The sequence below is a fragment of the Colwellia echini genome (assembly GCF_002843355.2).
Taxonomy (GTDB): Bacteria; Pseudomonadota; Gammaproteobacteria; order Enterobacterales; family Alteromonadaceae; genus Colwellia; species Colwellia echini.
In genome coordinates this window covers 122241-145419 of record NZ_PJAI02000007.1, presented here as the reverse complement: position 1 = coordinate 145419, position 23179 = coordinate 122241, and the positions used below count along the sequence as shown (strand labels likewise).

The 23179-nt window shown below is 36.3% G+C and carries 19 protein-coding genes; 8 read left to right on the top strand and 11 right to left on the bottom strand.

The features are described 5' to 3' along the window. The first annotated feature begins 135 nt into the window (after positions 1–135). The gene (locus tag CWS31_RS08325; RefSeq protein ID WP_101342984.1) at positions 136–2331 is read left to right on the top strand and encodes a S9 family peptidase; all 2196 of its coding nucleotides are present in this window, start codon (positions 136–138) and stop codon (positions 2329–2331) included. Between the two features lie 207 nt (positions 2332–2538). Beyond that, positions 2539–2877: a ribosome hibernation-promoting factor, HPF/YfiA family gene (gene hpf, locus CWS31_RS08320; protein WP_101342902.1), complete on the top strand. Its 339-nt coding sequence runs from the start codon at positions 2539–2541 to the stop codon at positions 2875–2877. A gap of 145 nt (positions 2878–3022) precedes the next feature. On the opposite strand, the gene metH is transcribed toward hpf, so the two are convergent. The 3 genes from metH to CWS31_RS08305 form a co-directional block, all read right to left on the bottom strand. Beyond that, on the bottom strand, positions 3023–6715 hold the full coding sequence (gene metH, locus CWS31_RS08315) for a methionine synthase (RefSeq protein WP_101342901.1): 3693 nt from the start codon (positions 6713–6715) through the stop codon (positions 3023–3025). Positions 6716–6855: 140 nt separating this feature from the next. After that, complete coding sequence (locus CWS31_RS08310) at positions 6856–7803, bottom strand: homoserine O-succinyltransferase (protein ID WP_101342900.1); 948 nt, start codon at positions 7801–7803, stop codon at positions 6856–6858. A gap of 306 nt (positions 7804–8109) precedes the next feature. Further along, complete coding sequence (locus tag CWS31_RS08305; RefSeq protein WP_101342899.1) at positions 8110–8592, bottom strand: YajQ family cyclic di-GMP-binding protein; 483 nt, start codon at positions 8590–8592, stop codon at positions 8110–8112. Between the two features lie 217 nt (positions 8593–8809). Here CWS31_RS08305 and CWS31_RS08300 point away from each other — a divergent pair, with 217 nt between their 5' ends. Next, positions 8810–9184 carry a VanZ family protein gene (locus CWS31_RS08300; protein WP_101342898.1) on the top strand — a complete coding sequence of 125 codons (375 nt, stop codon included), beginning with the start codon at positions 8810–8812 and terminating at the stop codon, positions 9182–9184. A 21-nt stretch (positions 9185–9205) separates the two neighbouring features. Then, positions 9206–10297, top strand: a complete 1092-nt coding sequence (locus CWS31_RS08295; protein WP_101342897.1) for a ketopantoate reductase family protein — start codon at positions 9206–9208, stop codon at positions 10295–10297. 128 nt (positions 10298–10425) lie between these two features. Here the strand turns inward: CWS31_RS08295 and thiI are convergent, their stop codons facing one another. The 3 genes from thiI to pomA form a co-directional block, all read right to left on the bottom strand. Continuing rightward, positions 10426–11880, bottom strand: coding sequence for a tRNA uracil 4-sulfurtransferase ThiI (gene thiI, locus CWS31_RS08290; RefSeq protein ID WP_101342896.1), 1455 nt, complete (start codon positions 11878–11880; stop codon positions 10426–10428). A 114-nt stretch (positions 11881–11994) separates the two neighbouring features. Continuing rightward, positions 11995–12951 (bottom strand): flagellar motor protein MotB, encoded by a 957-nt coding sequence (locus tag CWS31_RS08285; RefSeq protein WP_101342895.1) that lies wholly within the window; start codon positions 12949–12951, stop codon positions 11995–11997. Positions 12952–13031: 80 nt separating this feature from the next. After that, the gene (gene pomA, locus CWS31_RS08280; protein ID WP_101342894.1) at positions 13032–13796 is read right to left on the bottom strand and encodes a flagellar motor protein PomA; all 765 of its coding nucleotides are present in this window, start codon (positions 13794–13796) and stop codon (positions 13032–13034) included. A gap of 353 nt (positions 13797–14149) precedes the next feature. Here pomA and CWS31_RS08275 point away from each other — a divergent pair, with 353 nt between their 5' ends. The 3 genes from CWS31_RS08275 to dxs all read left to right on the top strand — a co-directional run bounded on the left by CWS31_RS08275 (position 14150) and on the right by dxs (position 17298). Beyond that, positions 14150–14398 carry an exodeoxyribonuclease VII small subunit gene (locus CWS31_RS08275; RefSeq protein ID WP_101342893.1) on the top strand — a complete coding sequence of 83 codons (249 nt, stop codon included), beginning with the start codon at positions 14150–14152 and terminating at the stop codon, positions 14396–14398. Continuing rightward, complete coding sequence (gene ispA / locus CWS31_RS08270; RefSeq protein ID WP_101342892.1) at positions 14398–15300, top strand: (2E,6E)-farnesyl diphosphate synthase; 903 nt, start codon at positions 14398–14400, stop codon at positions 15298–15300. Before CWS31_RS08275 ends, ispA begins: the two co-directional genes overlap by 1 nt. Positions 15301–15405: 105 nt before the next feature. Next, a complete protein-coding gene (gene dxs, locus CWS31_RS08265) occupies positions 15406–17298 on the top strand; it encodes a 1-deoxy-D-xylulose-5-phosphate synthase (protein WP_101342891.1) in 1893 nt (630 codons plus the stop codon). Positions 17299–17349: 51 nt separating this feature from the next. On the opposite strand, the gene CWS31_RS08260 is transcribed toward dxs, so the two are convergent. After that, positions 17350–18615 (bottom strand): GGDEF domain-containing protein, encoded by a 1266-nt coding sequence (locus CWS31_RS08260; RefSeq protein WP_148747748.1) that lies wholly within the window; start codon positions 18613–18615, stop codon positions 17350–17352. 419 nt (positions 18616–19034) lie between these two features. Between CWS31_RS08260 and CWS31_RS08255 the strand changes: the two genes are divergently transcribed. After that, positions 19035–19523, top strand: coding sequence for a hypothetical protein (locus CWS31_RS08255; RefSeq protein WP_101342889.1), 489 nt, complete (start codon positions 19035–19037; stop codon positions 19521–19523). Between the two features lie 16 nt (positions 19524–19539). Here the strand turns inward: CWS31_RS08255 and nqrM are convergent, their stop codons facing one another. The 4 genes from nqrM to nqrE all read right to left on the bottom strand — a co-directional run bounded on the left by nqrM (position 19540) and on the right by nqrE (position 23175). After that, entirely contained in the window at positions 19540–19770 is a 231-nt protein-coding gene (gene nqrM, locus CWS31_RS08250; RefSeq protein WP_101342888.1) for a (Na+)-NQR maturation NqrM, read from the bottom strand. Positions 19771–19894: 124 nt separating this feature from the next. Next, the gene (locus CWS31_RS08245) at positions 19895–20926 is read right to left on the bottom strand and encodes an FAD:protein FMN transferase (RefSeq protein WP_101342887.1); all 1032 of its coding nucleotides are present in this window, start codon (positions 20924–20926) and stop codon (positions 19895–19897) included. Positions 20927–21264: 338 nt separating this feature from the next. Continuing rightward, complete coding sequence (nqrF, locus tag CWS31_RS08240) at positions 21265–22488, bottom strand: NADH:ubiquinone reductase (Na(+)-transporting) subunit F (protein WP_101342886.1); 1224 nt, start codon at positions 22486–22488, stop codon at positions 21265–21267. Positions 22489–22551: 63 nt separating this feature from the next. Continuing rightward, complete coding sequence (gene nqrE, locus CWS31_RS08235; protein WP_101342885.1) at positions 22552–23175, bottom strand: NADH:ubiquinone reductase (Na(+)-transporting) subunit E; 624 nt, start codon at positions 23173–23175, stop codon at positions 22552–22554. Between the last annotated feature and the right edge of the window lie 4 nt (positions 23176–23179).

The following is a 23179-nucleotide window of genomic DNA, read 5'->3' as shown; positions in this document are numbered from 1 at the left end:
CCTACTCAAGTATTTTCCGAGACAGACACAAGTTTGAGTGTACAAAAAGAGTTAACGAAAGCTGATATAACTGACAATAAACTTGTCGATAACAATACGTTTATCGATACCAGTGAACATGATAGTGAAATACCTATGACAACTTCAAATCAAGTAACTAAAGAATTAACAGCGAAAGAACTAACTATTGAAAGAATATTTAGTTCTCCGTCACTTAATGGACAAACACCTAAAGCATTAAAAATTTCACCTGATGGTAAGCGTGTCACCTATTTACAAGCGAAAAAAACAAACTTAAGCCATTACGACTTATGGGAATATAACCTTACCACTAAAGAAAATAAAATATTAGTCGACTCAGAAATGCTGTTCAACGGCACTGAAGTGTTATCTACCGAAGAAAAATCACGCCGAGAACGCCAACGTATTGATGGTGAAGGCATTATTGAATATCATTTTTCACCTAACGGCAGTGCTTTAGTATTCCCTATTAATGGCGATATTTATTATTATCATTTAATCACTAAATCAGCTAAACAGTTAACGCGAACAATCGATTTTGAAACAGATATAAAATTCTCACCCAAAGGTAATTTCATATCTTATATCCGCGCGCAAAATATTTACCTACTGCATATTGCCTCTAGCAAAGAGATACAGCTTACCACTGATGGCGCAGGACCAATAAAAAATGGAATGAGTGAATTTGTCGCGCAAGAAGAGATGGACCGAATGACTGGTTATTGGTGGTCGCCAGATGAAAAGCACATCGCTTTTTTACGTGTTGATGAATCACCTGTACAAACAATTATTCGTAACGAAATTCATGCAGATAATATAGAGTTAATTGAACAACGTTACCCAAGAGCAGGCACAAATAACGTAAAGTTAAGCTTGGCGGTAACTAACATTAAAAGTAAAAAAACGCGACTTATTGATACTGGCGAAAATGAAGATATTTATATACCAAGAGTAGAATGGTTAACCGATAGTAATAATTTATCGTATCAATGGCAAAGTCGCGATCAAAAAACCTTAGCCTTAAAAGTATATAACCTTAAAAACCGCCGTCAAACCACCTTATTAACCGAAAAATCAACACACTGGCTTAACCTTCATCATGATCTAAGGTTTTTAAAAGATAATAAAACCTTTATTTGGGCCTCTGAACGAGATGGCTATAAACACCTTTACCATTACAACCTTAACGGTAAACTTATTGCACAATTAACTAAAGGTAAATGGGTAGTTGATTCATTAGCAACTGTTGATGAAAAACAAGCTTGGGTATATTTTACAGGCCGAGCAGATACCCCACTTGAAAGTCATTTATATAAAGTCCCCTTAAGTGGAAAGTTTCCAGAGCAGGTGCAACGTATTAGCGAACGCAATGGTTTTCATTACGTAGATTTTAGTGAAAACAGTCAAAATTATATTGATAAATTCTCAAATACGTCAACGCCAGAGCAAGTCAGTTTACATACTGCTGATGGCGAACAACTTGCTTGGTTAGCTGAAAACAATATTACGCCAACTCACCCTATTGCACCTTTTTATGATGAGTTAGTTACACCTGAGTTTGGCGCATTAACGTCTGAAGATGAAAAGGTCACTTTGTACTATAAACTGTACAAACCAAAAAACATGGAACCAGGTAAAAAGTACCCGGTGATAGTTAATGTTTATGGTGGTCCGCAAGCACAGCACGTGGTTAACAAATGGCAAGGATTGGATTTAACTCAATACTTATTACAACACGGTTATATTGTTTTTCAACTAGATAACCGTGGTACCAATCATCGTGGCACCGCTTTTGAGTTTCCTATTTATGAAACATTAGGCAGACTAGAAGTTGCTGACCAAATTACTGGCGTAAAATATTTACAATCATTATCGTATGTTGATAAAAATAAAATAGGTATTTATGGTCATTCTTATGGTGGCTATATGGCACTAATGGCAATGTTTAAAGCAGGAGAATACTTTAAAGCAGGCGTTAGTGGCGCTCCAGTAACGGATTGGCGATTATATGATACCCATTACACCGAACGTTATTTAAACCACCCTGATGTCAATGCTAAAGGTTATGAAGCTAGTAGTGTATTTCCTTACGTTGCGGGCTTAAGTGGGCCTTTGATGATTTATCATGGCATGGCTGATGATAATGTATTGTTTACACATTCAACTAAATTAATGAAAGCCTTACAAGACGAAGGTAAGTTATTTGAATCGATGACTTATCCGGGCAGTAAACATAGTATGAACGGTGAAAAAGTGAAAGTGCATTTAAACACCACCATCGTCGATTTTTTTGATCGACATTTTAAGTAAAATATAAAAATCAAAGTTCCCTATGTTAATTCCTATGCGAACATAAGCATTTTTCATGCCCTAATTTTACAATATATAGAATACAACAGCTTATAATTTTGGTTACATTTAATTGCATTTATCTAGCATTTTACTATTGCATTTTTATGACGAGAGGAGGATTATGAAATGGCAGTTAAAGATTAAGATAACAAACGAGGTAAGATTATGAAAATTGAAATTTCTGGACACCACGTAGAAATCACTGAAGGTATTAAAGAGTCTATTACAAATAAACTAGCTAAAGTATCTAAGCATTATCCGACACTTATGACTATCGAATCAACCATCACCGTAGAGCCTCATCAGCAAAAACTAGAAGTAACAACCCTTTATGAAGGAGAAAAAGTAACCGTACATGCTGCTGATAAACAGTTGTATGTTGCCATTGCAAAAGTGGCTAAAAAGTTACAAGCAGCCCTTGCCCATCGCAAAGGTGTGCTATCCGCTAAATTCCATTCAAAGTTTGTTGTACCACAAACAGACATGTATCAGGCAGCCCCGTAAGGCTTTCCTAGTAAGTTATCACTAAACAGCTAAAGGCTAGCTAAAAAAGCCTGAGTAAAATACAAAAAAGCTGTACTTGAGCAATCAAGTACAGCTTTTTTATTAGCCATTTTTATCTGTCGTATTAAACCCAGATTAATTGGTATTACTCAGGTTCATAATCCAAATTGGCTGACAACCAACGCTCTGCTTGCTCTAATGTCATCCCTTTACGTGCTGCATAATCAATCACTTGATCTTTAGCTAACTTCGCTACCGCAAAGTACTTTGACTCAGGGTGAGAGAAGTATAAACCACTTACCGCAGCACCTGGCCACATGGCATAACTTGAGGTGAGATCCATATCAATGTTTTCTTTAACATTAAGTAGATCCCAAATTAAACCTTTTTCAGTATGTTCAGGACACGCAGGGTAACCAGGTGCAGGACGAATACCTTGATAACTTTCACGAATTAGCGCGTCATTATCTAAATCTTCATCTGGTGCAAAGCCCCAGTATTCTTTTCGTATTTTTTCGTGTAAATATTCCGCACTGGCTTCTGCTAGTCTATCGGCAACGGCTTTTAATAATATAGAGTTATAAGCATCATGTTCGGCATCAAAAGCTTTTACTAACTCTTCTACACCAAAACCTGCAGATACCGCAAATGCGCCAACATAATCTTCAATGTTTGAATCAGCTGGTGCAATATAATCGGCTAAACAACGGTTAAACTGCCCTGCTGGCTTTTTACTTTGTTGGCGTAGTTGATGTAAACGCGTTAATTTTTCACTACGCGTTTCATCTGTATAAAGCACAATATCATCTTGCTTACTGTTAGCAGGAAATAAGCCAAATACCGCTCTAGCACAGATTTTTTTATTATTAATAACATCATCAAGCATGGCGTTAGCATCATTAAATAATTTAGTGGCTTCAACACCAATCACTTCATGTTTTAAAATCAGTGGATATTTACCCGACATTTGCCATGTCATGAAAAACGGCGTCCAATCGATGTAATTACGTACTTCGTTTAAATCAAGGTTATCAAGTACGGTTACGCCTAATTTGTTTGGTTTTGTTGGCGTGTAGTCATCAAAATTAATTTTCGTAGCATTAGCACGTGCATCTTCCAAACTAATTAAGCTTGAACGCGGACCTTTTTTATAATGACGTGCACGTACGCGTTCATACTCTTCTTGCGTACTAGCAAAGAACTTAGCTTTATGATCATTTGATAATAAGTTACTTACCACAGAAACAGCGCGCGATGCGTTTGATACATAAACCACTGGTTCGTCATATTGTGGTTCAATTTTAACGGCAGTATGCGCCTTTGATGTAGTCGCACCACCAATTAATAAAGGTAATTTAAGCCCTGTACGCTTCATTTCTTTAGCAACATGCACCATTTCGTCAAGAGATGGCGTTATCAATCCAGATAACCCAATAATATCAACGTTTTCTTCTTTGGCGACACGTAAAATATCATCACAAGAAACCATTACGCCAAGGTCAATAATTTCATAGTTATTACATTGCAGTACTACGCCAACAATGTTTTTACCAATATCATGAACATCGCCTTTTACCGTAGCAAGCAACACTTTACCATTAGTGCTTAATTCTGTTTTACCGGCTTCAATAAACGGATTTAAGTGAGCAACAGCTTGTTTCATTACGCGCGCTGACTTAACTACTTGCGGTAAGAACATTTCACCAGCACCAAATAAATCTCCGACCACGTTCATACCGTCCATTAAAGGACCTTCAATAACGTCTAATGGCTTTTCTGCGGCTAAACGTGCTTCTTCAGTGTCTTCAATAATAAATTCATTGATACCTTTAACTAATGCATGTGCTAATCGTTCATTAATAGGTAGCTCGCGCCATGACAAATCAGCTTTTGCGGCTTGTCCGCCTGCTTGTCCATGAAACTCTTGGGCGATATCTAATAAACGCTCAGTTGCGCCGTCATCACTATTTTGAATTACATCTTCTACCGCTTGCTTTAAATTGGCAGGTAAGTCTGAATAAATAGCTAACTGACCGGCGTTAACAATACCCATGTCCATACCATTTTTAATGGCGTAATATAAGAACACCGCATGTATTGCTTCACGAACGGGGTTGTTACCACGAAATGAGAAAGATACATTTGAAACACCACCAGAAATCATTGCATAAGGTAGGTTTTTCTTAATATCATCTACCGCTTCAATAAAATCTACCGCATAATTATTATGCTCATCAATACCTGTTGCAACCGCAAAAATATTCGGATCGAAGATAATATCTTCTGGCGGATAGCCAATTTCATCAACCAACATATGATAAGCACGGTGACAAATCTCATACTTACGTTCACGAGTATCAGCTTGGCCTTCTTCATCAAACGCCATAACAATAACAGCTGCACCGTAACGACGAAGTAATTCAGCTTGTTCGCGGAAGTTTTCTTCACCTTCTTTTAAGCTGATTGAGTTAACTATACCTTTACCTTGAATACATTTAAGACCTGCTTCAATAATGTCCCATTTAGAGGAATCAATCATGATTGGCACTTTTGCAATGTCAGGCTCGCCAGCAATAAGATTTAAAAAACGAACCATGGCAGTTTTCGAATCCAACATGCCTTCATCCATGTTGATATCAATAATTTGCGCGCCATTTTCTACTTGTTGTAAGGCTACAGAAATCGCTTCATCGTATTTTTCTTCCACGATTAAACGTTTGAACATAGCAGAGCCTGTTACGTTAGTTCGTTCACCAACGTTAACAAATAAGCTGTCTTTATCAATAGTTAAGGCTTCTAAGCCTGATAAACGACAAGCAATTGGTCGCTCTTCAATTTGACGCGGCGCGATGTTAGCAACACTTTTTGCCATAGCGCGAATATGATCAGGTGTAGTACCACAACAGCCACCAATAATATTTAAAAAACCAGAGTTAGCCCACTCTTCTACATGGGTGGTCATTTCGTCTGCCATTAAATCATATTCACCAAACGCATTAGGTAAACCTGCGTTTGGATGCGCTGATACTGCGGTATCACAAATACGACTTAATTCTGCTACATATTGACGTAACTCATTTGGACCTAACGCGCAGTTTAAACCAAATGAAACAGGTTTAGCGTGACGAAGAGAGTTGTAAAATGCTTCGGTAGTTTGTCCTGATAATGTTCTGCCTGAAGCATCAGTAATTGTACCTGATATCATTACCGGTAACCGTTGACCAAGTTGATCGAATACGGTTTCAACAGCAAAAATAGCCGCTTTAGCATTTAAGGTATCGAAAATAGTTTCGATTAAAATAATATCACTGCCACCTTCAATTAAGGCGTGTGTTGATTCAATATACGCGTCTTTTAGCTCATCAAAGGTTACGTTACGAAATGCAGGATCGTTTACATCAGGCGAAATAGAACAGGTACGGTTTGTTGGCCCTAAAACACCAGCTACAAAGCGTGGGCGTTCAGGATTCTTTTTAGTGTATTCGTCAGCGGCTTCACGAGCTATTCTTGCTGCTTCACGGTTAATTTCAGCGCTGTACTCTTGCATGTCGTAATCGGCCATGGCAATTGTTGTTGCGTTAAAAGTATTAGTTTCAAGAATATCAGCACCCGCTTCAAGGTATTCAAGGTGAATTGCTTTGATAATGTCTGGCTGAGTAAGCACTAACATATCGTTGTTGCCTTTAACATCAGTATGCCAATCAGCAAAACGATCGGCTCTGAAATCTTGCTCTTCAAATTTATATGCTTGGATCATGGTGCCCATGGCACCATCAAGAATTAGAATATTTTTAGCAAGTTGCTGTTCAAATAAGGCAAAAGAAGCATGTTTTTTCATTGTTTTGTCCAGTAAATATATTTCATTATTCGAGCTGTTTATCCAATAAGTTGATAATACTCGCTAACTTATTATCCAAGTTCAGAGGCTAATATTAAGCGAGTATTACTGTTATGACTTATTTAACGACTCCATTAGAATTAGTTAACTTTTTTCTTCACGGTCGATGTCATATGATCAGCATCTAATTGATATGGCGTCATTTGATAAACATAATAATTGAGCCAGTTTGTGTACAATAAACTACCATGACTACGCCATGATCCTACTGGATCATTATGCATGTCATTATCTTTATAGTAGTTTTCAGGGATTGTAGTACTACTATCTTTTTTACAATCTCGTAAAAATTCTTCGTGTAATGTTGAGGCATCATATTCAGGATGACCAATTAAATACACTTGACGTTTATTTTTACTCGCTGCTAAGTAAACGCCTGCATCAGGTGACTGTGCTAATATCGAGATATCTTCAATGCTTTCATAATCGCTCTTGTTAATATAACCATAACGAGAATGCGGTACATTGAAATGTTCATCAAAACCACGCGTTAGCTCTTCTTTGCTATCTAATGGCACGTGAGTGTAAACACCAAACAATTTTTTATCACGTAAATGGCGATTTAAACCGTAGTAATGATATAGCGCAGCGTGTGCAGCCCAACACGAAAACATAGTTGAGGTAACATTTTTATCTGCCCAGTCAAATACTTCGCAAATTTTATCCCAGTAACTTACATCTTTATAATCAAGTAAGGCTAACGGCGCACCGGTAATAATTAATCCGTCATATTGCTTGTGTTTAATATCATCAAATAAGCAGTAGAAGTTTTCTAAATGCTCTTTTGGTGTGTTTTTCGACACGTTTTTATGAATACGTACAAATTCAATGTTGATCTGTAATGGCGTATTCGACAGCATGCGTAATATTTGTACTTCAGTTTCTATTTTATTAGGCATTAAATTCAAAATAGCCACTTGCATCGGACGAATTTCTTGGTTCGCAGCGCGATCTTCTGACATAACAAAAATATTTTCGTTATCGAGAATTGAGAGAGCGGGTAATTGACCTGGAATTTTAATGGGCATGATAGACACCTAACAAAAAGCACAAAATTATTGAGAAATACAATGTTACTTGGATTGATGATTATGTCAACGTTTAAACGTATAGACGTCTAAATGAATTTTATGAAATAATCCATATAAATAACTAAAGACTATTAATATCAATAATCTATTGAGAAATATTAAGTTTAAGGCTTGTTGAGCTTTCTAAATTAAAATTTAATATAGCTGGAGTTGTTAATTTAAAATAACTAACCAGAGATGAGGTAAATATTATGGTGATATCGCGATTGATAAAACCATAATATTTATTGCTGAGTTCGAAAACTAGTCTTTAAAGTTATTAAACTGGAAAGATTGCTCTAATTCAGCCATTTTCAATAAACGCATTACGGCTTGTAAATCATCACGTTTTTTGCCGGTTACTCGAACAGAATCACCTTGAATAGCAGCTTGTACTTTAAGCTTTTCTTCTTTGATCAATTTAACCACTTTTTTAGCGACGTCTTTTTCAATGCCTTCTTTAAAGTTAACTTGTTGACTCCAGTTTTTACCGGTAGCACTTGCTGTTTCAATATTCATCGCTTTAGCATCAACATTACGCTTAGTTAACTGACTTCTTAACATGTCACACATTTGCTTTAATTGAAAATCACCTTCGGCTTTAAGTACAACATTAGGCTTTTTCCATTCGAAACTTGCTTCAACACCACGAAAGTCAAAACGTGTTGTTATTTCACGGTTAGCATTATCGACAGCATTTCTTACTTCTTCTAAATCAGTTTCTGATACGATATCCATTGATGGCATAATTTATTTCTCTTGTCTGGTTCTAGTGATTACTTAAAGCAATAGCGACATAGCAGTAGCGATAGGTAAACTAAGCTATAAGTTTAATTAATTTAATGCCTGCTATTATACCTTCACGTTTACGCGGTGCAACTATAGTGTAAACCAATAAAGCGCAGGCATAGTTTAAAATGCATGTTAAGATAGAGACATACTACTATTTGACTGTAGGCTTTTCGTGAAAGCTCGCCAACATACTTATTTTTTCATCACTGTGATTGTGATCTTAATCGCATTACTTTTCGCTCATGAGCTTTTACCCGATGATATAAGAAAGCGTATATTTAAATTTCCTACTATCGACACTATCGGCCACTTAACTAGTTTTTTTATTCTCACTTGGGTTAGCCATTCCGTTATAAAATTGTCTTTGCCCTTTTGTATTCCTTTACTTATTTTTTATGCTGCTCTGACCGAAGTGGGACAATCCTTTTTAGGTTATCGTAATGGTGAGTTAAATGATTTTTTTGCCGATGTTGTTGGTATAGGTTTATTTGTACTGGCAAAATGGTTATACGTTAAATTTTTTCGTCAACGTAAAGCAGTATTATAATCACTAGGTAACAGTAATTTTATGGCTAATGCTCTTTCAGTCCAAACTAAAGCTTCTGCTCAATTCAAGGAGCAGTCCGATAATCAATTACGTAATATAGTTGTCGTTGGCCAAGGCGCAATAGGTTTACTTTGGTATCATCATTTATCAAAAACTCAAGATACACAGAAAAAGAGAGTATCGTTACTGGCCTCTAATCAACATTTATTTAATAAAAATGTTGATGCAAGCCTTGATGAAAATAAGAAAAAAAGTTCAACTGAGTTAAATGAAGCAAGCTATCAATTTACACCGTATCGGCAAAAAAACAAACAAACCTATCCTCTGATTTATAGCCAGTTAAGTGATATCGAATCTGCAGATGTTATTTTATTGTGCGTAAAGTCATATCAAATAGCTAAAGCGATAAAAAATATCGCAAAAATAACTTCCCCTCATTGCATCATTATACTTGCCCATAACGGCATGGGAACATTTGAAGAAATAGCTAAATTACTGCCAAAATCACAACGTATTTTAGCCATGTTAACCACACATGGTAGTTTACGACAATCAGCTTTTAGTATTACCCACACAGGCTTAGGACAAAGTGACATAGGATTACTTAGCGGCAATACAAAATATACTAAACCAGCTAACTCTACCGATGCAAATCGTTTAGGCGAATTGACTTTAACCGAGCAACAGCATCTAACCAAACTATTCAATGATGCATTACCGAAAGTTACTTTTCATAAAGATATAACAGATAAACAATGGCTAAAACTTGCAATTAACTGCGTGATAAACCCAATAACTGCAATAAATGATATTGATAATGGTGAGATCAATAATGACAATTTTGCGGAGCAGATACATTGTTTATTAACTGAGATCAGCGATGTAAGTTACGCAGTAGGTATTAATTTACAATTAGATGATTTACAAAAAGCAGTGCAAAACGTAGCAAAAGCAACAGCAACAAACTGCTCATCAATGCGATGTGATGTGTTAGCCGGAAACACAACTGAAATTGATTACATAAACGGTTACATACACCGTTTAGGCGAAAAGTATGGTATTGCCACCCCAGAGAATACTCGAATGTGGCAAGAGGTTAAGTCACTCGGTTAATTTTTATTAATGAATGGCTAAAAGCACGAATAAATTCGCGCTTACACCTAATCTTTTATTAAGCGATTAAAAACGCGAATTAACTCCCGCCTATATCTTAACCTTACGTCAAATGGTTTATTTACGAATTATGGGCGGTAAACTTTAACGTTGGTAAAGCCGTTATCGAGTAAGTAAAGGGCTTGTAGTTTACTCATTACGCCGTGATCACAGTATAAAAGGTACTCTTTAGACATGTCTAAATCACCAAATTGTGTAGCTAATTTATAAAACGGGATATGTTTTACTTCAACATTATCTAACTCTAATGGTTGGTCTTCTTCTTCTTCTGGACTACGAATATCAACAATAACCGCATCAGCTGGAATATTTTCAACCAAATCTACTGCACGAATTTCTTCTTCAGTTTCTTTGCCTATATCACGAATATCATAAACACGAGTTTCGCTCACCACTTTATCTAATACGTCAAAATCAAAGTTGTTTTCTTCTTCTTCAACTTTAGATAATACCGCTTTTACTGTTGGCTTTTTAGAGATAACACCACAGTATTCAGGAATAGTTTTTGAGAACTCTTCCGTACCAATTTCACGTGCAATATCAATAATATCTTGTTTATCATAAGCGGCTAACGGACGTAAAATAAGTGTGTCGGTAACACGGTTAATAACATTTAAGTTTGTTAATGTTTGGCTTGAAACCTGACCTAAACTTTCACCAGTAACTAAGGCTTGTATTTTACCACGCTCGGCAATTTTAGTTGCAGCACGTACCATCATACGTTTTAACACTACACCCATTTGGCTGTTTTCAACATTTTCTAATATTTCAGCAACAACCGGCTCAAAATCGACCGCGAAGAATTTTACTTTATGTGACGAACCAAATTTATCCCATAAAAAGTAGCTAATTTGCTTAACGCCAACTTCATGAGCAGAGCCACCTAAGTTAAAGAAGCAGTAATGTGTACGCGCGCCTTTTTTTATCATTTGGTAGCTTGAAACACCTGAATCAAAACCACCCGACATTAATGACAATACATCTTCTTGTGTTGCAATAGGGAAACCACCCAAACCGATATGACGTTGCGTAACAATAAATAAGTCTTTGTTTTTAATTTCAAGATGAACGGTAAAGTCTGGCTTGGTTAATTTAACCTTGGCACTTTCTACCGCTTGGTTAAGACCACCACCTACATATTGTTCAATTTTTAGAGAATTGAAGTCATGATTTCCGGTACGTTTTGCACGAACACAGAAACTTTTGTTTTCGATGTTTTTAGCGTGGATAGCTAGGGTTTTTTCATAAATGTCATGAACATCAACAAATTCAGATTGTTGAACTTCTAAAAACATTGGAATACCCGGAATACACTTAAGGGCGTTAATTAAACGTTCACGGTTTTGTGGTGAGTTGTCTTTAGTATTAACTTCAACATTATCCCAATTCATGCGAGTAGTGACTTCTTCGTCAATACGACGTAAAACATTTTTAATGTTCGACTCTAATATTTTAGTAAAACGTTTACGAACGGGGCGAGATTTAAGAGTGATCTCAGACTGAAGCTTAACGATAAATTTCATCGGTTATAACCTAAAAAAGACAAAAAAATAATGGCGCGGATTATACACTATTTTTTTGGTCTTTTTTAAGCTTTTCGGCTCAGGTTATAAATTTAACAATAACAAAATATTTTTCTATTCTTTGTTAACCTCTTTGGTAATGCCTATTCTTTCTGTTTCTTTGGCTTTACCTTGATTAATAGCTATTTCAACACGTCGATTTCTACGTCTATTTAACGCATTGGTATTAGGAACTAAAGGCCTAGTATCAGCATGTCCCGCAACCACTAAACGGGAAGGGTCAAAGCCAGGAACTTTAATCAACTGATGAGCAATAGCAACAGCACGCTTACTAGAAAGATCCCAATTAGAGCTAAACAACTCTGAATCAACCCCGCGATTATCGGTATTACCTGACACCATAATTTCACCTGGAATTGTATTTAATAATTCACCTATTTCATAAATGATTGGCCAAAACTTAGGTTGTAAAAAGGCAGAGCCCGATGGAAATGAACCATTTTCACGGATACGAATTATAACTTGTTGCCCTAACGACTCTAACTCTATTGCACCATCTTGAATTTGCTCTTCCAGTTGATCAGCAATTTTCTTAACTAACTCGTTAACTTGCTCTTGCGAGGCTTCTTCTAAATCTTGTTTAGCTTGATCAATTGCTTGTTGTGATAAAGCATCTTCAGTATTTTGTGCTTGCCCACCACGTTCAGTTCCGCGTTGTTCTTGTCGACCACCAGCTGAAGTTTCATCACCCGCCTGAAATTCAAGCATTTGTTGGGTCATTTCCATAGTTTGCTGTTGAATTACCTCTATTGGCGTTGGCTCAGGTTTACCAGGGCGAAACTCTTGCGCAATAATACTCGTACCTTTAGGAATATCTTTAACTTCAATTTTATTTTGTACACCAAAGGCAAACTTCATTGAGCCTGCGATTTGCTTAAACTTTAAAACATCCATTTCAGAAAACGATAGGAGTAATACGAAGAAACACATTAATAACGACATTAAGTCGGCAAAGGTTCCCATCCATGCCGGTAACCCTGGGGGTGGACACTTACATTGTTGTTCAGCCATGTGTCCTCCCTTTTATTAAGGTTAATAAGAATAATTCGACCACTAACTTACCTGTTATGAATAACATACTTTTACTCCTGTTATTCTTCAGTGGTATCAATTTTTCGTTTACTTTCAGCTAAGTAATTTCTTAATAAGCCTTCGATAACTCGTGGATTTTGTCCGTCTTGAATACCAAGTACAGCGTCTAGCACTAATTCTTGGTTCATTTTCTCTTCCGCTAAGCGAAGTTGTAATTTTTTAGCTATAGGAATCGCAATAACATTCGCTAAAAAAGCGCCGTAAAGTGTTGTTAATAAAGCAACAGCCATTGCAGGACCAATCGATTTAGGATCATCCATGTTCGACAACATAGCAACCAAACCAATAAGTGTACCAATCATTCCCATAGCAGGAGCAACATCGGCCAGCGCCATCATCATGTTGGCTCCCTTCTCATGACGCTCTGTGGTTAAGTTTATATCTTTTTGCATGGTCGCTCGAACCACATCAGCATCGTGACCATCAACCAACATATCTACACCTTTTTGCATAAAGGCATTAGTTATCTCTGCTTCTTCAAGCGCTAAAAACCCACCTTTACGTGCTGCATCAGCCATATCAACTGCTTTTTCGATTAGCTCTTCTGGCTTTTCAAGTTTAAACATAAACGCTTTCGCGATGATTTTACCGATACCAAAAAATTGGCCCATATTATAATTGGATAACACGATAAAAATAGAGCCACCAAAAACAATTAATACCGACTGGGTGTCAGCAAACATCATTATATCGCCTGATAGCATCATCGCCATCACCAGTAAACCAATGGCGCCTAAAATACCAATTAACGTAGCTAAATCCACAAAACTCTCCTAAACAACTAAGCATGGCGCTTAAAGACAATACAGCAATACAATACTTTTAATACAAGAATAGTACATTATGTAAAAGTTATGCGCTAATAACTAACGAATTATTAACGAGTAATTTTAACCGCTTATAAAACACTATTATACCCGCTCTACTTAAAACATGTACTTTCATGCATTATAAAATGCAACAAGGCATAAGTTTATTATCGCCCGTAGTGTCAATAACTTAACACTAATGTTAAAATATTTTGTTATCAACAATAAATAGCTAAATTGACCCAAGCCCTAAGCTAAGGTAAGTTTGCCTAATTAATTTCACTGCTTAGTATCTAGGGCAAAAAAACATGGCTAAAAAGAAACTCGAAAATCTCTCTTTTGAAGAATCATTAACTGAACTCGACACCATAGTACAAAGTTTAGAACAAGGTGATTTGAACTTAGAAGAATCAATGGCACTTTTTGAACGCGGCTTGAACCTAAGTCAGTTGAGCCAAGTAAAATTACAAACAGCTGAACAAAAAGTTAAGATTTTGCTTGAAAAAAATGGCTCTTCACAACTTACCGATTTTGATAGCAGTACAGGCGAAGATTAATGACAACTTTGATTTCTTATGAACATTATCAACAACGTATCAATAATTTTTTAGCTGAAAAACTCGATAATCTGAGCATTAACGATCCTAAATTGCTTGAAGCCATGCGTTACGGTTTACTTATTGGCGGTAAACGCATGCGTCCTTATTTAGCTTATATTACTGGAGAAGCCATATCAGTAGACTTAAATGACATTGATGCGGTAGCCGGTTCGCTTGAGTGTATTCATGCGTATTCGCTTTTACATGATGATTTACCGGCAATGGATGATGATGATTTAAGGCGTGGTAAACCAACCTGCCATAAAGCCTTTGATGAAGCTACTGCAATTTTGGCGGGTGATGCCTTGCAAACTTTAGCGTTTGATATTTTAGCAAACCATCAGTTTTCAACCATTCATAAGGTATCAAGTACACCAGTGCAATTAAAACTTGTACAACAATTAGTACGTGCTGCAGGTTACCAAGGCATGTGTGGTGGACAAGCGCTCGATTTAGCAGCAACCAATAAAAGTATATCGTTAGCTGAACTAGAAGTTTTACATTCATTAAAAACAGGTGCTTTATTAGAAGCCGCTGTACTTATGCCAGCAGAATGTAGTGAACTAGTAACTGCAGAGCACAAACTAATATTAAGTCAGTATGCTCAATTAATTGGCTTAGCGTATCAAGTTCAAGATGATATTATTGACTTAACTTCAACAGAAGAAGAGCTAGGAAAACCAGTAGGCTCTGATGTAGCGGCCAACAAAAGTACCTACCCTGCACTACTCGGTTTACAAGGCGCCCAAGACAAAGCTGAAAACTTATTACAACAAGCGCTTCAAGCTTTAACAAGATTGCCTTACAATACGCAATCTTTAGCAAATTTTGCTACTTTTATCGTTAAACGCAGCCGTTAATAAATTAGACTATTTTTTATTAGGTAAATATTCGGTAAGTACTAGATTCTTTTCTAAACTTTGGCTGAACACCACGTTAAATATAATTATTACAATAGACACACTATGACTACGAACCTTGCTGATTACCCATTACTATCACAGATAAATATACCTGAAGAATTGCGCAATATGCCGCAAGACAAACTCACACGTGTCAGTAATGAGTTGCGCAGTTTCTTATTAAGTTCGGTAAGTAAAAGTAGTGGGCATTTCGCCTCAGGTCTAGGCACAATAGAGCTTACCGTTGCTTTACATTACGTATACAACACGCCATTTGATCATCTTATTTGGGATGTAGGTCACCAAGCTTATCCGCATAAGATACTAACGGGTCGACGCGATAAATTACACACTATTAGACAAAAGGATGGATTACATCCTTTTCCTTGGCGTGAAGAAAGTGAATACGATACTTTAAGCGTTGGCCATTCAAGTACCTCTATTTCAGCGGCTTTAGGCTTAGCAGTAGCCGCAGAAAAAGAAGGCAAAAATAGAAAAACAGTCGCTGTTATTGGTGATGGTGCTATGACAGCAGGTATGGCATTTGAAGCCTTAAATCACGCTGGTGATATTAAAAAAGACATGTTAGTTATTTTAAATGACAACGATATGTCTATTTCAGAAAATGTTGGCGCCTTAAATAATCACTTAGCTAAGTTATTATCAGGCAGTATTTTTACAGGTTTTAGAGAAAGTAGTAAGAAAATATTAAACAATATACCGCCAATAAAAGAGCTAGCAAGTCGCGCCGAAGAACATTTAAAAGGTATGGTAGTTCCTAGTACTTTCTTTGAAGAATTGGGCTTTAACTATATTGGCCCTATCGATGGTCATGATGTAAATGGGTTAGTTAATACCATTAAAAATATGCGTAACTTAAAAGGCCCGCAGTTTCTACATGTAGTCACTACTAAGGGGAAGGGCTATCAGGCTGCCGAGCAAGATCCGATAAAGTATCACGCCGTACCTAAATTCAACCCTGCAGAAACAAGTTTACCTAAATCAAAAGCAATCTTGCCAACTTATTCTAAAATTTTTGGTGATTGGTTATGCAAAACCGCTGAAATTGACAAAAAACTAGTTGCGGTTACTCCAGCAATGGCAGAAGGCTCTGGCATGGTTGAATTTAGCCGACGTTTTCCAGATCAATACTTTGACGTAGCCATAGCAGAGCAACACGCTGTAACTTATGCAGCAGGTCTGGCTATTGGCGGGCAAAAACCTGTTGTTGCTATATATTCAAGCTTTTTACAACGTGGCTATGATCAATTCATTCACGATGTGGCTATTCAAAACTTACCGGTTATGTTTGCTGTAGATCGTGCAGGTATTGTTGGCGCTGATGGCGCAACGCATCAAGGTGTATTTGATTTAAGCTTTTTACGTTGTATTCCGAACACGGTAATCATGGCACCATCTAACGAGCGTGAATGCCAACTGATGCTAAATACTGGCTTTAAGTTAAATGGTCCAAGTATTGTTCGTTATCCTCGCGGTAATGGCACAGGGGAAACATTACCTAGTGTTGATGAAACTATCGAGATAGGTAAAAGCGTAATTATTTCACAAAAACAAAATATCGAAGCAGAAAAACAAAGTAAAACTATTGCCCTGTTAAGTTTTGGTACTATGTTAGGCGAAGCGAAAAAAGCTGCAAAATCCCTTAACGCCACCTTAGTTGATATGCGTTTTGTTAAACCTCTAGATACCGCAATGATCAGTGATTTAGCAAGCAATCATGAAATACTAGTTACCATAGAAGATAATGCAATTGCTGGTGGTGCTGGCTCAGGTGTAAATGAATACTTACTTGCTCAAGGCAAACCTGTTTGTATATTAAATATCGGTGTTGACGACCAGTTTGTTAAACATGGTACGCAGGAAGAAGTTCATCAAGAATTAGGTTTAGACAGCCTAGGTATTATTAATAAAATTAAAAGGTTTATTGAGCTTTAATTTCAGCTAAGCCTTGATGATCTTATTAAAAACTTATTAACTAAAGCCTAGTTAACTATCTGCGACAACTCTATTTCGCCCATCTTCTTTGGCTTGATATAAGTTTTTATCCGCACGAGAAATTAAATCTTCAATATCATCTTGTTCTGTGAGTACTGTTAACCCAATACTCGCAGTAACTTTACCTACCACTGGAAAGTGACTATCCGCTATCATATTTCTAATATCATTCGCTTTTTCAACAGCCGGTTCAAAGTGTAAATTCTGCCACACCAACACAAACTCTTCCCCTCCCCAACGACTGACATAATCACCACTTTTTGCACTGTCTTTTAATATTGTAGCGAACATGATTAATACATCATCACCCACTAAGTGGCCATGTGTATCATTAACTTTTTTAAAGTGATCTATATCAATTATGATAAATATTAAAGGTTGCTTATGCTTTTTAGCATTCTCTATAGCTGAGGGTAAAAATTGATCGGTGCGTGTTCTATTATTTAATTGAGTCAATTTATCTGTAATTGATAAGGTTTGAAGCTTGAGGTAATCAGACTCAAGTTTATCTGATAGTTTATTAAACCAATAGATTAAGACACCTAACTCGTCTTGTTGAACTCTTACTAGCCGTTTACTAAAATCAATGTCTCCAGATGCTAATAATTTAGTACGTTCAATAATACTATTAAAACTGCTCTTCGTGGATAAAGATAATAAAAAAGAAACGATAACCAGGAGTAAAACCGAAGATACCGCAATGATACCTCCCCAAAATAGTAATTTATTCATTACTTCAGTTGTATTATTAATAGTACTGATAAATTGATTTTGTACGGTATATTTAATTTTTTGAAAATGGTTTTCTGACAAGTGTAAATAATGCTCAACATCTTCAATGGTATTCTGTTCAGAATGTATTGTCGCATGCTCTTTTAGTAAGTCTTTAGCAAGTGTATCTGCATGTAGGTAGTAATGGTTAAAGTCGTTCTTAATTGTATTGAGTTGCTTAATTTTTATAATATGTGGAAATTTTTCTAACTCAACAAAGTTATTTTCAAGTTCTTTTTTTAATGCTAAAGCATCCACTAACCATAATGACTCTCGGGCTAAAACGGTATCTTTAAAGGTATCACTAAGCTGCTCAAATAAATGAATATTATTATTAAGTATTTCTAATACAGGTATATAACTGTCGCGTACGGCTTGAATTTTTTTATTCGATTGCTGGTGTTCAAAAAAGCTATAGGTAATGAAGCTCCCATACAAAAACAAGCTAAACACAGGTACCAGAATCATTTTTTGGAAGATTGTCAATGTTATACCTATAAATCAATAATTGAATAGACGACACAGTAATAACTAATTAAAAAGCTGATAATTATTAAACACCTAGCTATTTTAACAAAGAATTTCTATTATACTTTTTTAGTTTATTTATCATTACTATCGCTTAAACACAAATGTAACTAAATTCCACTTTACCGGGTTTACTTACTTTTACACTGTTAACAGACTGATCCATTCTTTGAGCAGTAATACATAATACCAAATGAATTAAAGAATAGATCAATATTCAAATGTTATAATACACGGATTTTATAAAAGTGCTGTTGATCATTAACACCTATCAGATAAATAATACATCGCCAGGTAAATACTTATAAAAATCAATATAGCAACAAATCAGTTAACCCGAGTTTAGGTTAAATATTTAAATTGAAGGATGTAGTCTAATGAAACGTTTATTTTGTAGTTTTATCGTTTTTAGCTTATTAAGTGCATGTAGCTTTAATGGCACTAACACGGGAAGCGTTAATGAAACCTCTCGAAATAGTGAGACTAAAGTTAATACTTCTTTACCAACCAATCTAGTCGTTGTTGTATCAAAAGATTCAAGCATTAATATATTAAACAGTACGCAAGTTGCTGATATATTTTTAGCCCGTACACAATATTATGCAGAAGGAGAGAAAGCCATCCCTATTGAGCTACATAAAGGGGAATTTAGAGAAGAGTTTTATCAAAAAATATCAGGTAAAAATAATGAGCAATTAATGGCTTATTGGACAACGTTAGTGTTTAGCGGTAAAGGTAAACCGCCAGTGACATTTGATAAAATGCACTTATTAATAGCGCATTTATCAACACAAAAAAATTATATTACTTATTTAAACAGTGAATCCATCACTGATCAAATGAAAATAGTATATCGTTTACCTTAACCTGTGCTTCAGACGTTTATAAATTTTTCACATCAATTTTAGTTTCTAAATTAACTTGTAAAGCCGCTTTTTTGTCGCGCTCTTGTCTTTTTTCACAAGGATTATCACAATTACATTCTTTCTCAATACCGACACTAGCCAAACCACCACAACTACCAGCTAGCGTTCTATTTTGAAAAATATACCCCACGGCCATTGCTGCGCCAACAACGAGAAAGAAACCAAAAGTAATAAGAAAAATCGTCATAATGTTATGCTCTCAACTAGCGTAAATTAACTAATAACCGTAACTTAGGACAAAGTCGCGGCTTAAAATTTTAAATAACCTAAGATAGGTAAATAATTAGGTTAAATAAATAATACTAAAACTATTACTTTAAATATTGTTTGAATTTTACCGTAAATTGTTCTTCAAAGCCATTTTCAGTTTTTGCTATAAATAAAGCGGCTATATCATTTTCAATTGCAAAGCGCATCCCTTGCTCCATCCCCATCACCATTAGCGTGGTGGATAAACCATCGGCAGTCATAGACGAGGGATCGATCACAGTTACAGAGACTAAGTTATGATTAATAGGTTTTCCTGTATCTGGATCAATAATATGTGAAAAACGCATACCATCAGCTTCAAAATAATTTCGGTAATCACCAGAAGTAGCGACGGCATTATCTTTAGGAATTACCACTTGATGAATTGCGCGCTCTTCTCCACTTGGATCAAATATTGGTTTTTCAATAGCAATAGCCCATAACTCGCCAGTGTGCTTAACCCCCTTTAAACGCATTTCCCCACCAATTTCTACTAAATAGTTAGCAAAGCCATTCTCTTCAATTAACTCTGCAACCACATCAACCCCATAGCCTTTAGCGATGGTTGATAAGTCGACATATAAATCTGGAATTTTTTTCGAAAGTTGATTGTCGATTAAGACTAAGTTGTCTAAGCCTATACGCTGCTTTGTTGCGGCTAACAACTCATCATTTGGTACGGTTTCTGGCCGCTGCTCTGGTCCAAATCCCCATAAATTAACTAAAGGCCCTACAGTCACATCAAGCTTACCCTCACTTAAGTTACCAAGACGAATTGACTCTTTGAGTACTCGAGCAAAACTTGGGGATATTTCAATAGCTGCTGTTGACTTTGATTGATTAAATTCTGATATTTCAGAGCTTGGAATATATGTCGACATTGCTTGATTAACTTGCTTTAACGCTTCATCAATTTGTTGCTTTAACTTAACTACTCTAACCTCTTCTTGGGTTCCTACCACTTTAATATTATAGGTAGTTCCCATAGTTCGCCCTTGCAATAGCACTTCGATATTTTTAGAAGGGTTACTTGGGAAACATGCCGATAACGCTATTGTTAAACATATTAATAGTAATGATTTAATTATATTCATAGTACTTTCCAAATTATTGTTTAAATGAAAACACTCATAAGGTGATGTTATTACTAATATTTAAATATTCTCATTTAAAGAATAATGTTATTAAAAGATTCAGAGTTAACCGTAAATTACATACTTATACATCACAAATTTAACTGTTCTATTTACAAAACATATAAAAGAACAAAGACGGCCTAAGCCGTCTTTATTTTTGATAAACATTCGATATATATCGTTTAGTTTTAACGTAGGATATTGTCTTTAGTTCAAGAAGGCTGAGCGGAGTTGACGTTAGTCAATGAGCACAGCCGACGACGAAATAAAAGTAATAGACAAGTTAAAATAAACGATTAGCCACCAAAGTCATCCAACATGATGTTTTCATCTTCTACACCAAGATCTTTAAGCATGCCAATAACCGCGGCATTCATCATTGGTGGACCACACATGTAGTATTCACAATCTTCTGGTGCTTCATGGTCTTTCAAATATTCTTGGAACAGAACATTATGAATAAAACCTGTTAAGCCATCCCAATTATCTTCTGGTTGTGGGTCTGATAAAGCAACATGCCATTCGAAGTTATCATTATCTGCTGCTAAGCCGTTATAATCATCTTCATAGAACATTTCACGTAATGAACGAGCACCATACCAGAAACTCATTTTACGCTTAGACTTAAGACGTTTAAGCTGATCAAATATATGAGAACGCATTGGCGCCATACCTGCACCACCACCGATAAACACCATTTCATTATCAGTTTCTTTAGCAAAGAACTCACCAAATGGACCTGAGATAGTTACTTTATCGCCAGCCTTTAAGCTAAAGATAAATGATGACATTTTACCCGCTGGTAAATGTAACTTTCCTGGAGGCGGCGTAGCAATACGCACGTTAAGCATGATAATGCCTTCTTCTTCAGGGTAGTTAGCCATTGAATAAGCACGTAATGTATCTGTGTCTACTTTTGACTCAACATCGAAGAAACCAAAATGGTTCCAATCGCCACGGTATTGTTCATCAATATCAAAATCTTTATATTTAACATGATGTGCTGGTGCTTCAATTTGAATATAACCACCCGCTTTAAACGGTACTGATTCGCCATTAGGAATTTGAAGTTTAAGCTCTTTAATGAAAGTTGCTTTGCTATCGTTAGAGATAACTTCACATTCCCATTGTTGAACACCGAAGATTTCATCTTCAACTTCAATTTCCATGTCTTGCTTAACAGCAACTTGACATGCTAAACGACAGCCAGCTTTGGCTTCACGTTTGTTAATGTGACCTTCTTCAGTTGGTAAAATATCACCGCCACCTGAATGAACGTCAACACGACACTGGCCACAAGTACCACCGCCACCACACGCTGAAGGAATAAAAATTCCTTGATCAGCTAATGCGCCTAATAATTTGCCACCCGCAGCAGTAGTTACCGCTTTTTCCGGGTCGCCATTTATGCTAATCGTAACATCACCGCTTGATACTAATTTAGATTTAGCGAATAAAATCACTAGCACTAAAGCAACAACAATAACGGTAAACATCGATACGCCGAGAATTATTTCCATCGACCTTTCCTTAAACTTTTCTAAGGGTGTAGTTTGATTTCACTCGCTCTACACCGACCAAACTTATAGGGAAATACCACCGAAAGATAAGAAGCCAAAAGCCATCAAACCTGCAGTAATAAACGTAATACCTAAACCTTTCAAACCGTCTGGCACGTCAGAGTATTTCATCTTTTCGCGTAGACCCGCTAACAATACGATAGCAAGAGCCCAACCAATACCAGAGCCAATACCGTAAACAACACTTTCGCCTAGTGTTAAGTTTTTCGCTACCATGAAAGACACGGCACCAAAAATTGCACAGTTTACTGTAATTAGGGGTAAGAAAATCCCAAGTGCTTGATAAAGCGCAGGGAAGTATTTGTCTAGTACCATTTCCAAGATTTGAACTAAAGCTGCGATTACACCGATAAAGGTAATAAAAGATAAGAAGCTTAAGTCAATCGATTCTTTTGGATCGGTAATACCTAATACACCATCAAGTGCACCAGGAGCTAGTACTGCTTGGTAAATGATCTGGTTCATAGGAACCGCTAAACCAAGTACCACAACAACAGCAACACCTAAACCAATTGCTGTATCTACTTTTTTAGATACAGCAAGGAAGGTACACATACCTAAGAAAAACATTAACGCGATGTTTTCAATGAAAATAGATTTAACTAATATTGCAATATAATGTTCCATGGTA